Here is a 13864-nt window from a genome sequence, read left to right as displayed (position 1 = left end):
ATTTTAAGTAATTTTTGTTATAGATTACTAAAATTCTATAACAAAAATTAAATTGTTATGAAAAAATTAAAAATATGAGTATAATAACATTATGGATGGTAGAAGCCTCCAAAAAGTAGATGTTGACAGTAAGAATCTGCCCTATGTGGAGCAGATTTTTTTTTGTATAAAAATAGTTAGTAAATGTTGAAATAGGGTGGTTTTGGTTTGCCACTTACCAAATTTTTGACGATGAATTTAGCCAACGGGAACTAAATCTACTTCATCTGTACCATCAGTTTCACCTTGCCCTGATGTAATTTGTTCCCCATTGCCACTAATTTCCACAGCTAAATTTGTACCATCTAAATTAACATTATAGTCAGTAGCATCAGCAGTATATCCTACACTAGCAACCATTTGCCGACCATCCTCAGTATATTGGAAAGCCAACAATTGATTTTTTTCCTTCTCATTATCGTAAGTCCAAATTACCATATAGTCTTGCTCTTGATATTCAAAGACTTTAGGTGGGCGAGTAGGAACATAACGACCNGCTAAATTTGTACCATCTAAATTAACATTATAGTCAGTAGCATCAGCAGTATATCCTACACTAGCAACCATTTGCCGACCATCCTCAGTATATTGGAAAGCCAACAATTGATTTTTTTCCTTCTCATTATCGTAAGTCCAAATTACCATATAGTCTTGCTCTTGATATTCAAAGACTTTAGGTGGGCGAGTAGGAACATAACGACCTTCAGCACCAAAACTATTATCAAGGAAAGGCTGTACTGACTCAGGTTCCAGAGTAGCAAAAGCAATATCATCTGGCTCTAGCTCTACTTCTGCATCTTCAGTTGTTTCAGGATCTGGTTCTTCTTGATCGCGATTCTGGAAATAATCTACAGCTTTCTTTACACCATAGCCTGTCGCTGCAACACCAGCAACACCAGCAACAATTTTAGCAAGATTGCCAAAGTTCATTTTTTTCTCCTAATTATGATTCTAGATTAATTAGAATTTGAGAGATTTGCCACTAACCCAAATACAAGAGAATTTCTTTGTTAGTAACTTGACATCCTCCCGACAGTGAGCGATTCCAACACCTTGGGATTCTTCAACTCAATATTGGAGTCGCAGTTTATACAGAGGTGATGTCCTCCCCCTGTTTTTTATTATCGCACAAGAATGCAGGACTTAGGGAGAAGTATTTTATACCTCTCCCTAAGTCCTAAGACATGAAGCAATTAAATAGCTATCAATTCTACCATAATACTTTTGAGTTTTTGATAAATACAAAAGTATTAATAAGTTTCAACGTGCCAGCGATGGTCTTTCTTCAACTGCTTCTGATAATCAGTCCAATTAACATCAAACTGACCAGTAACAGCAGACATTCCCTCATCAATGCCACCTTCCATACCCTTGAGACCGCAGATGTAAGTGTGAGTATTTGGCTTTTGAATGTGTTGCCACAACTCGTCAGCATTTTCTTGAATTCTATGCTGAATATACATTTTGCCACCGTCTTTATTCTTTTGTTCCCGACTAATAGCATAAGTTACGCGGAAATTGTCAGGGAATTGACGTTGAAGTTCTTCTAGCTCTTCTTTGTAGAGAATATTTGGAGTGTAGGCACAACCGAAGAATAGCCAAGCTAAACCTTTGAACTGATAATCAGGATTTTGTTCTCTTTCCTTAAACATCCGCCAGATGAAAGCACGGAAAGGAGCAATTCCTGTACCTGTAGCAATCATAATAATAGTTGCATTTTCATCATCAGGTAGCAACATTTCTTTACCTACAGGCCCAGTAATAGATACATCAGCACCTTCTTCCATGCCACATAGGTAAGAGGAACATACACCATATATTCTCTCGCCTGTTTCTGGGTGATTGTATTCTAGACGACGTACACATAGAGATACAGTTTGATCGTCAAGATTATCACCGTGACGAGTTGAAGCAATGGAATAAAGCCTTAACTTGTGAGGCTTACCATTAGCATCTGTTCCTGGTGGAATGATACCAATACTTTGACCTTCAAGATATTTCAACTCGCTACCAGAAAGGTCAAATACTAAGTGACGAACAGTACCTTCGCCACCCTCCTGGACTAATTCAGTGCTTGAAAGGCATTTACCGACGAAAGGATTTTTGGGACGATAGGTGTTTACAGGAACATCCTTCTTATCTGACTTAGGTTTGGCTTGAGTCATGGGTTTAGTTTTTTCTCCTGTGTTAGTTGTTTGACCATTAGTTTGAGAGTGCTCGCTCANGGTCAAATACTAAGTGACGAACAGTACCTTCGCCACCCTCCTGGACTAATTCAGTGCTTGAAAGGCATTTACCGACGAAAGGATTTTTGGGACGATAGGTGTTTACAGGAACATCCTTCTTATCTGACTTAGGTTTGGCTTGAGTCATGGGTTTAGTTTTTTCTCCTGTGTTAGTTGTTTGACCATTAGTTTGAGAGTGCTCGCTCAGAGTTTTGATACTGACAATTTTGCCTCCCATCCTTGTAATTCGTCGCATTTCTTGATTCATGCGAGCATAAGGTACTGTAATATAAACAGTCCCACTGCTACGGATAGGGCTATTTAACTTGTCAGTAGTTTCACTCTGACGTAGACCCTCTACTTCATATACAAAACTACGACTACCGTATTCTGTGTTGGTTTTTACACCGAATCCCATCTGAGTTTTCATTCTTTGCTTCTCCATTTAGATAAAGTATATTGCCAAGAGATGATGAGTCTTTCTATTTAAGTGTTTTTTAAGATGCCATGGTGTAATGGCCACAACTTTTTAACTCTATAGCGCTACGCGCAAGTTCAAAGTCAGTAGGGGCGTAATTAGGAGCATTCCGGAACGGAAATGGCCATTTCGCTAGCGCACAACGCGCGTTTTTCATGTCGGCGACAGCCGAAGTGCGTAATTAGGAGCATTCCGGAACGGAAATGGCCATTTCGCTAGCGCACAACGCGCGTTTTTCATGTCGGCGACATGAATGCGGAGCATTCCGTCAGGAAAACGCCCCTACAAAAGCGAGTGCCTAATTCTGAGGTTTCCTACGGGGCGTATAAAGTGCGAAAAATTCCCCAGACAGCCCCTCCAGAATGTAAGACGCACATCTGACAGTCAAAAGTAATCCCTGACCCTCGTTTGAGCATTTATAAGTGTCCTAACCATAATGCTTAGTGCTATATAGAAGCCTAAGCGTATCTCCAGAAAATAGGTTGGAGGGAAAAGTAATTGATAATTTATGGGTAAGAATTGATTTGATGATTGGATGAGTGGGANTAAGTGTCCTAACCATAATGCTTAGTGCTATATAGAAGCCTAAGCGTATCTCCAGAAAATAGGTTGGAGGGAAAAGTAATTGATAATTTATGGGTAAGAATTGATTTGATGATTGGATGAGTGGGATATATCTAATACACCCCATCTTGCCATCTCCCCATCTTGCCATCTCCCCATCTCCCTCCTCTGTTTTTAAATAGAACCCATTTGGGATCTATATTTGAGAGGTTTAATGCTGGAAATTTTGTTTTCCTGATGTCATTCTCTGATGAGGAACTCTTCTGAAAGCACAACTACTTCGATAAGTCAAACCGATCATTTTTCAGTTCTTTAAACTCTGAATGAAGTCGATCAAGCTTCCATAAACAGAGATAACATATAATTCTGTATTGTTTTTTACACTAATTCCAATTTGAGTTGTCATTATCGACTTCTCTTTTTGTTTAGAAAATATAGACTTTTCACTCACAAGAAATTCACTTTTGTTCGCATTTAAGCGTTCTTTGAAGAACCTTTTGACTATTGGCCAATACAGAAATATTTTTGTTGCCCTTTCCTTAGCTCTTCGGCATTAGTATTCTTGATACTAATCAATTCTGACTATTTTATATATAAAGTTCAGAGTGGTCATAATTTCTTATGGTTTCTTTAGCTATCTGTGAAGTCAAAAACCAATAACAATCACACCATTTCAAGTGTCCCGGAAGTCAAAAGTCAAAAATACCCATTTATCAATCAAGGGCCTAGAAATACCAATAGCATTTTTCTTTCTCCATGGGTGAACTCTTTGCCTATTTATCTAGTTNATTTTATATATAAAGTTCAGAGTGGTCATAATTTCTTATGGTTTCTTTAGCTATCTGTGAAGTCAAAAACCAATAACAATCACACCATTTCAAGTGTCCCGGAAGTCAAAAGTCAAAAATACCCATTTATCAATCAAGGGCCTAGAAATACCAATAGCATTTTTCTTTCTCCATGGGTGAACTCTTTGCCTATTTATCTAGTTGATTTTTATGTCAAAACTTGAAAAAAAAAGAGTTAATTTGGCCTGATAAACAAATGACGGAAAAGATTTGCCTTGAGCCTGCTGTCTAGATTTCTACAGAATTATATGATGAAGCTTTTATTTTCTTTGATCCTTGTAGGGAAGATCCCATTCTGATATGATATTTTACAAAAGTTAGTAAAAAAGACTTAGAGTCAATAGCTTCAAGGTCTGTCCAAGGCTCCAAGGATAAGAGGTTGTTTCAGCATTCTACCGTGTAGCAAAGCAACCCTCTCCAGGGAATTCGTTTTATGTGGACCAAATTTATTGGACTTATCTATTTATTTAGCTAACTTCTCTAGCAAACCTGAACTCTCTTGTCATAGAGATGTGGTGGAAAAAGTGGCTGAAATTGATTAGATATAGTCTGGGTTAAGGGTGACAAGACTTAAAACGGCTCCTGAAATGCTGAGGAATTTGTCCTGGACTTACTAAGAAGCCTAGACTCACCCAAAAAGAAACCATGGGATATGNGGGTTAAGGGTGACAAGACTTAAAACGGCTCCTGAAATGCTGAGGAATTTGTCCTGGACTTACTAAGAAGCCTAGACTCACCCAAAAAGAAACCATGGGATATGTCACTAAACTTTGTTTTGTGTTAGAGGGAACCTATTGTGAAAAAACCAGATAAAGTAATCTTAATTGGAGTTGCCGGAGATTCGGGATGCGGAAAATCTACTTTTTTGCGCCGAATTACAGATGTATTTGGAGAAGATTTCGTTACAGTTATCTGCCTGGACGACTATCATAGTTTAGACCGTAAGCAACGTAAAGAAACAGGAATTACTGCTCTCGACCCAAGGGCCAATAATTTTGACCTCATGTACGAGCAAATTAAAGCCCTCAAGAGTGGTGAGTCTATTGATAAGCCAATTTATAACCACGAAACTGGCGAACTTGACCCACCAGAAAAAGTTCACCCAAATCATATTGTGGTGATTGAGGGTCTTCATCCTCTCTATGATGAGCGTGTAAGAGAGCTTCTAGATTTTAGTGTTTATCTAGATATTAGTGATGAAGTTAAAATTGCTTGGAAAATCAAGCGTGACATGGCAGAAAGAGGCCACCGTTACGAAGATGTACTCGCTTCTATCAATGCTCGTCGTCCTGACTTTGATGCCTATATTGACCCACAAAAAGCTCATGCAGATGTGGTAATTCAAATTCTGCCTACTAAACTGATTCCTGATGACAAGGAACATAAGGTCTTGCGGGTGCGTTTGATCCAACGTGAAGGTGTCAAAGATTTCGAGCCAGTTTATCTGTTTGATGAAGGGTCTACTATTAACTGGATTCCTTGTGGACGGAAACTCACCTGTTCTTATCCTGGTATTAAGATGTTCTATGGCCCAGATGCGTATTTCGGCCATGAAGTTTCTATCCTAGAAGTAGATGGTAACTTTGATAATCTGGAAGAAATGATCTACGTTGAAGGACACCTGAGCAATACTTCTACTAAATACTATGGTGAGATGACCCACATGATGATGAACCATCAAGATTATCCAGGTTCTAATAATGGTAGTGGACTATTTCAAGTTTTAGTTGGTCTAAAAATGCGTGCAACTTATGAGCGTTTGACTGATAAAGCTGTTGATGCAAAGGTAGCAGCAGCAGTTTCATAAATATCAAGCGGCAAATTTTTTATTGACCTAAAAGCTAAGGTTGAGAGTAATGTCTCTATGGCTAACTTTAGGTAATGCCAATAGAGCAGGGATGAAAATGAGCGGGCTGTTTTGCGGAACGCAAAGCTCCGCTTTTCATATCGCGAAGCGAAACAGAAAACGCGAGTGGTTAATTTTACCCCGCGTTTTTTTGATCGAGAATTCCTGGTTTGACAGACATAACCTTCTTGATGCAAATTAGCCTCATTTTTTCTCGGAAGGCTAAAGCATAATTGGTCACTGTTGTATGGAAAATTAGATTTTTGTGGCCCAGACTTCCCGATCAAGGCCAAGGTGTTCTCCTAACTTATTTGGGAGCGATCGCCAATGCAACACCTATTTTTTTGTTTGATTATTTTTAAAGATGTATCTCTACAATTTGATTTTTGTTTAATTTTCTAAATTTTTTTATAGCACTACGCATTATGGTTAGGATACTTAATAAATGCTCAAACGAGCGTCAGAAATTATTTTTGATTTTTGACTTGCGCGTAGCGCTATAGTTAGTGGCCTTCAAGAGCGAGAACATACTAATGGCCTCTTACCTGTCATGGCAAATGAAATAAAAAGGTCATTTTGCCAATGGTCTTTAATTATTTGTCATTAGTTAAGCTTTTCCGGGGTTTTTGGCCTGAATTAGCAGTAATTCCTATCAAAATATTACAAACTATTAAGGAAATAATGAGAAAGTGAACAAAATGCCTCAAAATACTTCCTGGAGGTAGTTTATGTTAGAGGGTATTAGTCCTTCGAGCGTAACTAACTTATTTTAAGAGTCTGGCAGGAAGTTCTAATTTCTCCGGTAAGGGAGTCTTGGGACGGGCGCCATAGTGTTTTAGAAAAACACAGGGGGAGGACATCACCTCTGTATAAATAGCGATTCAAATATATTGAGTCGAAGAATTCCACGTTGTTGCGCTATGGGCAATGTTGGGAGTATGTCAAGCAACCTTTTACCTTAACTGTGTTGGAATAAAACATGAGTATTGTCACTAAATCAATTGTTAATGCAGATGCTGAGGCTCGTTATCTGAGTCCTGGTGAATTAGATCGAATCAAAGCTTTTGTAAGCACTGGAGAAAAGCGTGTTCGGATTGCTCAAATTATGAGTGAATCTCGTGAGCGGATCATTAAAGAAGCTGGTGGCCAACTTTTCCAAAAGCGCCCTGATGTTGTTTCTCCTGGTGGTAATGCCTATGGTGAAGAGATGACAGCAACTTGCTTGCGCGATCTGGATTATTATTTACGTTTGATTTCTTACGGTATTGTTGCTGGTGATGTTACTCCTATTGAGGAGATTGGGTTGGTAGGCGTTCGTGAAATGTATAAGTCTTTAGGTACTCCAATCGAAGCTGTTGCCGAAGGTGTTCGTTGCATGAAGAATGTCGCTGCTAGCCTTTTAAGTGGCGACGATGCTGCCGAAGCTGCTACTTACTTTGACTATGTTATCGGTGCTATGGGTTAAGGCTAAATATATTTTGAGACTTAGATAAAATTCGATCGGATGGGAAGATTTGTATATTTGAGACCTGACTCAGGTATCAAGTTTAGCCAGGGGATTAATCTAAAGTTCTACTAGCCTTTACTTATCCAATAATTTTTGAAGATTCAGCAATTTTAAGGAAATCAATCAACAATGCAAGACGCAATTACCGCCGTTATCAATTCTTCTGACGTTCAAGGTAAATACCTTGATACTGCTGCTCTAGATAAGCTCAAGGGTTACTTTGCTACAGGTGAACTACGAGTTCGAGCTGCAACAGCTATCAGCGCTAATGCTGCAACTATTGTTAAAGAAGCTGTAGCTAAGGCCCTACTTTATTCTGATATTACTCGTCCTGGTGGTAATATGTACACCACTCGTCGTTATGCTGCTTGCATTCGTGACTTAGATTATTATCTGCGTTATGCTACCTACGCAATGCTAGCAGGCGATCCTTCCATTTTGGATGAGCGCGTATTAAATGGCCTAAAAGAAACTTATAATTCTTTGGGTGTACCCATCGGCGCTACTGTACAAGCTATCCAAGCTATGAAGGAAGTTACTGCTGGTTTAGTCGGCCCTGATGCTGGTAAGGAAATGGGTGTTTACTTCGACTACATCTGCTCCGGTTTAAGCTAATTTGGCAATCAGTAAAAAGACAAAAAAAGAGTAGATTTTCTCTTTTGTTTTGACTGATGTTGTATTTCGAGGCTAGGGAAACTTAGGGTGAATGTTAGATTACCAAAGGCTTATTGAATTAATTTAATTTATAAGTTTTAGTGAACTAGCATTGATTCTATGGCTCCCTGCCTTCGGAATTTTTAGATTTGAGATTTGAAGTTGAGGCGGGCGATCGCATAATTAAATAATTTAGATTTAAGTAGTGATTTTTGCAGTTTACCTTCTGAAAATGATAGGAATGTGATGCTAAATATTAATACTTATAAAAGATTACTAAATAATCAAATTTGACTGTTTAGCTTAAATGTTATACAAAGGATTTAAAACAATCCTCATTAAATATTAGGAGAAATTTGTAATATGAGACAGTTTAAGATTACAGCTTGTGTTCCTAGTCTAACTCGGACTCGTACTCAACGAGAACTACAAAATACTTTCTTTACTAAGCTTGTTCCTTATGATAGCTGGTTCCGGGAACAGCAAAGAATTATGAAAATGGGTGGCAAAATTGTTAAGGTAGAGTTGGCTACTGGTAAACAAGGGGTAAATACTGGGTTACTTTAAATTAAGATTTTAATAAATAGTAACTAGAAAGAGGTCAAAAGACCTCTTTTTTGTTTGTATTTTATAGAGCTTTTCGATTTATGACTTATTGAGTAGGGGAGTAGGGAGGTTGCATGCAACGTCTATTTGTAACAAACATTTATTAAATTAGTATAACATATTTGGAATTTGCTGTAAACTAATAATTAATAATTATAACAATCCGGGCATAGGTTGTAAGATTTTATCGTAGGGGTTTGGTTTCCAAATCCCTTTTTCGTTTGGGTTTGGAGAGCAAACCCCTACAGTTTTTTTCACAAATTATTTCTTATTGCTATATGGAACATCCCTACAGATTCATTTATTGGTTAAACATATAGGTTTGGGTTTGGAGACCAAACCCCTACATATTTCTTATTGCTATATGGAACACTACAGATTAATTTATTGGTCAAACCTATGGGTTTGGGTTTGGAGACCAAACCCCTACAGTTTTTTTTCACTAATCATTTAGGATTGCTATAATAACTAATAACTAATAATTAAGAACTAATAATTGATATTAACTATCTATGAAATATTCCGCTTCTACATCTACTAAAAAATCATTAAAAGCTAAACAAAATAAAGCTGAAGATTCTCTCCCTCCTAACGCAGATTACAGTCAAATTGACATTAGCAAACTATCAGAAATGATGCAGCGTTATGTGGAAGTTAAACAACAATATCCTCACGCTCTTTTGTTGTTTCGAGTAGGTGATTTTTTTGAATGTTTTTTTGCGGATGCTGTGACGATCGCGCAGGAATTAGAATTAGTTCAAACCAGTAAACACGCTGGTAAAGAAATTGGTAGAGTTCCTATGACTGGAGTTCCTCACCACGCTGTGGAAAAATATGCTGCTATTTTAGTAGAAAAAGGTTATGCGGTGGTGGTTTGCGACCAAGTTGAAGATTCTGCTATTGCTGCAAAGGAAAACCGCCAAGTCAAGCGTGAAATTACTCGTATTCTCACTCCTGGTACTCTTACTGATGACGGAATGCTAAAACCTCGCTACAATAACTATTTGGCAGCAGTAGTCATTGCTAAAAATTATTGGGGTCTTGCTTACACTGATATTTCTACTGGCGAATTTCTGACGACTCAAACCCAAGGTTTAGACCAACTTACCCAAGAATTAATGCGTTTGCAACCTTCGGAAGTGTTATTTCCCACTAATGCACCTGATATTGGTTTTATGTTACGGCCTGGAGAAAAGTCAGAGCATCTTCCAGAATGTTTGCCTAATTCTTTTTGTTATTCTCTGCGTCCGCAACAACCTTTTACTCTGGGGGAAGCAAAGGAAAGACTTTTGCTGAAATTTCAACTGACATCTTTGGAGGGTATTGGTTGCGAACATATTCCATTGGGTGTGCGAGCAGCGGGGGGGTTGTTGGAATATTTGGAAGAAACTCAAAAGGAAAATCAAGTTCCGCTACAACGGTTGCGTAGTTATACTTTGGCAGATTTTTTGATTCTCGATCACCAGAGTCGCCGGAATTTGGAAATTACGCAAACGGTTAGGGATGGTAGTTATCATGGTTCGTTATTATCGGCGATCGATAAGACTAGCACTGCGATGGGGGGTCGTGCTTTGCGACGGTGGTTAGTGCAACCACTTCTGAATTTGAAGGGTATTCGTGCTAGACATGACACTATTGATGAACTGATAATAAATAATGATTTGCGTCAAGATATCCAAAGAATATTGCGTCAAATTTATGATTTGGAACGTTTGACGGGGCGGACTGGTGCTGGTACTGCTAATGCTAGAGATTTAGTTTTTTTAGCTGATTCTTTGACGAAACTTCCGGAACTTTCTGATTTAGCATCTGAGGGTAATTCTCCTTATTTAAAAGTGTTGCAAAATCTACCTCCAATCTTGCAAGAGTTGGGGAATAAAATTCATTCTTTTTTAGTTGAATCTCCTCCCCAACATTTAAAAGAAGGTGGATTAATTCGTTCTGGTATAAATGCACAATTAGATGAGATGCGGGGGTTAGCTGAAGAAGACCAACAATGGATTGCTAATTTGGAAGTTACGGAAAGAGAAAGGACGGGAATTCCTAATTTAAAGGTTGGTTATAATAAGGCTTTTGGTTATTACATTAGTATTTCTAAATCTAAGGCAGATTTGGCGCCGGATGATTATACTAGGAAGCAAACTTTGACGAATGAGGAGCGTTATATTACTGAGGAATTAAAGGAAAGGGAAGTGAGAATTTTGACGGCGCGAGATGATTTGAATCAATTAGAATATGATATTTTTGTTGCTTTGAGAAATGAGATAGGGGAACACGCTGAGGAGATTAGAAATATTTCTCGTGCTGTGGCAGCTATTGATGTTTTGTGTGGTTTAGCAGAGGTGGCAGTTTATCAAAATTATGTTCGTCCGACTATGGTTGATAGTCGAGAATTGAAAATTATTGAGGGTCGGCATCCGGTGGTGGAAAAATATTTACCTGCTGGTTTTTTTGTGCCGAATACTGCCATCTTAGGAAGTAAAAATATAGAGGAAAATGATGAGGGAATTACTCCTCATTCTGCACCGGATTTAATAATATTAACTGGTCCGAATGCTAGTGGTAAAAGTTGTTATTTACGACAGGTAGGATTGATTCAATTAATGGCACAAACTGGCAGTTTTGTTCCAGCAAGTTCTGCTGTTTTAGGGTTGAGCGATCGAATATTTACTCGTGTAGGAGCTGTGGATGATTTAGCAACTGGTCAATCAACTTTTATGGTGGAGATGAATGAGACAGCAAATATATTGAATCATGCTACGGAAAAGTCTTTGGTTTTGTTGGATGAAATTGGTAGAGGAACGGCAACTTTTGATGGAATTTCTATTGCTTGGTCTGTGGCAGAATATTTAGCAACGGAAATAAAATCTCGGACAATTTTTGCTACTCATTATCACGAATTAAATGAACTTTCTTCGATTTTAGATAATGTGGCAAATTATCAAGTAACGGTGAAGGAGTTGCCAGATAAAATTGTATTTTTGCATCAAGTACAACCTGGTGGAGCGGATAAATCTTATGGTATTGAAGCAGGAAGATTAGCAGGTTTGCCAGATTCGGTTATTGCACGAGCGAGACAGGTAATGGGGGAAATTGAAAAGCATAGTAAAATAGCTATTGGTTTGAGGAAAGGTGTTAAGAAAAAAGAGGAGGAAGAAGAGGTGATAACTGTGGAGCAGTTAGATATTTTTAATGAAGAATTTGGAGATAGTTTGCTATAACAGTTATCAGAGGTAAAAGAAACCGGGTTTTTTAGAAGCAAATGTCGATATTGAAGTATTTTAAACAAACCCGGTTTCTGGTTTCCATCCTGGGAATAATAACAAGAAATATAAGAGGTTAATTTTCTGGTGCTTTCATCAGCTAATACTCAATTTTTTTGTGAAACTTATCGAATACTTAAATTGTAATGATATTGATAGAGATTTAGCTGCTGCTAGGCTCCGCCAAAGATTATTAATTTCTACGTTAGTGTATCAAGGAAGTGTGGTTTGTGTATTCCTTGTGGGGAGACATCCAAATGATATTTACAGGAAAATGTTTGAGATTTTGGTAGAAAATAGACCTCTCCGGAAAAGAGTGAGTAGGGAGCACGGAGCAAGGAGCAGGGAGAAATAATTGATGTTTTCTTTACGATAATTGACTTTATTTTTTCTTATTGGAGATGTCTAATTATTGTTTATAAATGTCCTAACCTTAATGGGTAGGGCTATAGTAGTCGCCTTGAAAATTACCAGAAAATGTTGGTGCTATCAACGGTTCAGGAATCGGGATCTTAGGGAAAATACCACAAAGATTTGTTTTTTTTATAAAGATTCAGTAAAGATTTGGCAGGATTTTATTTGTTTTTCAGGAATCGGGATCTTAGGGAAAATACCACAAAGATTTGTTTTTTTTATAAAGATTCAGTAAAGATTTGGCAGGATTTTATTTGTTTTATGAAGATACAATGAAATTGGCAGTTTTGCCTTTTGAAAATTACCAGAAAATGTTGGTGCTATCAACGGTTCAGGAATCGGGATCTTAGGGAAAATACCACAAATATTTGTTTATTTTATGAAGATTCAGTAAAGATTTGGCAGGATTTTATTTGTTTTATGAAGATACAATGAAATTGGCAGTTTTTCCTTTTGAAAATCACCAGAAAATGTTGCTGCTATCAACGGTTCAGGAATCGGGATCTTAGGGAAAATACCACAAAGATTTGTTTATTTTATGAAGATTCAGTAAAGATTTGGCAGTATTTTATTTGTTTTATGAAGATACAATGAAATTGGCAGTTTTTCCTTTTGAAAATTACCAGAAAATGTTGGTGCTATCAACGGCTCAGGAATCGGGATCTTAGGGAAAATACCACAAAGATTTGTTTTTTTTATAAAGATTCAGTAAAGATTTGGCAGGATTTTATTTGTTTTATGAAGATACAATGAAATTGGCAGTTTTGCCTTTTGAAAATTACCAGAAAATGTTGCTGCTATCAACGGATAAAGAAGCTGGGTTTTCGGGAAAATACCACAAATATTTGTTTTTTTTATGAGCATTCAGTAAAGACTTGGGAGTATTTTACTTGTTTTATGAAGATTCAGTAAAGATGGCAGTTTTGCCTTGACACGGAGGGATAGGTAAATTTACCATGTAGTAGTGACGCACTAAAACGTATTTTGCTCATTGCCACCAACAGTGTAGTAATCTCAAATCCTAGTTTTTAGTACATCATCCGTAAGTCCTGATACAGTTAATATATGGGAAAGATATAGACAAAGAGATAAAATTACGGTTTTAACAACAACCTCAAAAACATAAAAAATGACCGGAGGAAAGCTCCTGGAAGGTTTATCTCCTAGTTGAATAACGACACGCGGGTTTTAAGCTGGAGACAAAGTATTTTAGTGATTTTTCAGGAATATCCGGCGATCCTGAAGTTTGTCGATAAAAATTTAGAACCTTATTTGATAGCAGTGACTAATTCTTATGTTGCAGTTAAGCACTTGGGTGGTTAGTCAAATCTGTCATAACTTGAAAACACCAAAACTTTTTTAAATAAGAGGAATTAATTGATCATGGCTGACATAAACGGTACTTCTAATGACGATGCTC

7 protein-coding genes and 1 pseudogene are annotated in these 13864 nt (G+C 37.5%); 6 read left to right on the top strand and 2 right to left on the bottom strand.

Going from position 1 to position 13864, the window contains the following annotated elements; all coding sequences use genetic code 11:
• Positions 1–1289: 1289 nt before the first annotated feature.
• Together petH and AFK68_RS30665 are read right to left on the bottom strand one after the other, a co-directional pair.
• Positions 1290–2263 (bottom strand): annotated as a pseudogene (gene petH, locus AFK68_RS30670) (ferredoxin--NADP reductase); the annotation flags it as partial.
• Position 2264: 1 nt separating this feature from the next.
• Positions 2265–2694, bottom strand: a 430-nt coding sequence (locus tag AFK68_RS30665; protein WP_305778161.1) for a phycobilisome linker polypeptide, incomplete at its 3' end; no start/stop codon positions are given.
• A 2253-nt stretch (positions 2695–4947) separates the two neighbouring features.
• Between AFK68_RS30665 and AFK68_RS30660 the strand changes: the two genes are divergently transcribed.
• The 6 genes from AFK68_RS30660 to AFK68_RS37585 all read left to right on the top strand — a co-directional run bounded on the left by AFK68_RS30660 (position 4948) and on the right by AFK68_RS37585 (position 13767).
• Positions 4948–5961, top strand: a complete 1014-nt coding sequence (locus tag AFK68_RS30660) for a phosphoribulokinase (protein WP_094677767.1) — start codon at positions 4948–4950, stop codon at positions 5959–5961.
• Between the two features lie 1018 nt (positions 5962–6979).
• Entirely contained in the window at positions 6980–7465 is a 486-nt protein-coding gene (gene apcA, locus AFK68_RS30655; protein WP_094677765.1) for an allophycocyanin subunit alpha, read from the top strand.
• A 171-nt stretch (positions 7466–7636) separates the two neighbouring features.
• Positions 7637–8122 (top strand): allophycocyanin subunit beta, encoded by a 486-nt coding sequence (apcB, locus tag AFK68_RS30650; RefSeq protein ID WP_094677763.1) that lies wholly within the window; start codon positions 7637–7639, stop codon positions 8120–8122.
• Positions 8123–8524: 402 nt separating this feature from the next.
• On the top strand, positions 8525–8728 hold the full coding sequence (locus tag AFK68_RS30645; RefSeq protein ID WP_094677761.1) for a phycobilisome linker polypeptide: 204 nt from the start codon (positions 8525–8527) through the stop codon (positions 8726–8728).
• A 551-nt stretch (positions 8729–9279) separates the two neighbouring features.
• Positions 9280–11988: a DNA mismatch repair protein MutS gene (gene mutS / locus AFK68_RS30640; RefSeq protein ID WP_210407708.1), complete on the top strand. Its 2709-nt coding sequence runs from the start codon at positions 9280–9282 to the stop codon at positions 11986–11988.
• 1623 nt (positions 11989–13611) lie between these two features.
• Positions 13612–13767: a hypothetical protein gene (locus tag AFK68_RS37585; RefSeq protein ID WP_168186530.1), complete on the top strand. Its 156-nt coding sequence runs from the start codon at positions 13612–13614 to the stop codon at positions 13765–13767.
• Positions 13768–13864: the final 97 nt, after the last annotated feature.

This window comes from Hydrocoleum sp. CS-953 (genome assembly GCF_002260545.1).
Lineage (GTDB): Bacteria > Cyanobacteriota > Cyanobacteriia > Cyanobacteriales > Microcoleaceae > Trichodesmium.
This window is presented reverse-complemented; position numbering and strand designations above follow the sequence as displayed.

What these genes read in the sequence shown, in the direction of transcription:
- apcA (WP_094677765.1), top strand. Translation starts at nt 6,980, where the DNA reads ATGAGTATTGTCACTAAATCAATTGTTAATGCAGATGCTGAGGCTCGT.
- apcB (WP_094677763.1), top strand. Translation starts at nt 7,637, where the DNA reads ATGCAAGACGCAATTACCGCCGTTATCAATTCTTCTGACGTTCAAGGT.
- AFK68_RS30645 (WP_094677761.1), top strand. Translation starts at nt 8,525, where the DNA reads ATGAGACAGTTTAAGATTACAGCTTGTGTTCCTAGTCTAACTCGGACT.
- mutS (WP_210407708.1), top strand. Translation starts at nt 9,280, where the DNA reads ATGAAATATTCCGCTTCTACATCTACTAAAAAATCATTAAAAGCTAAA.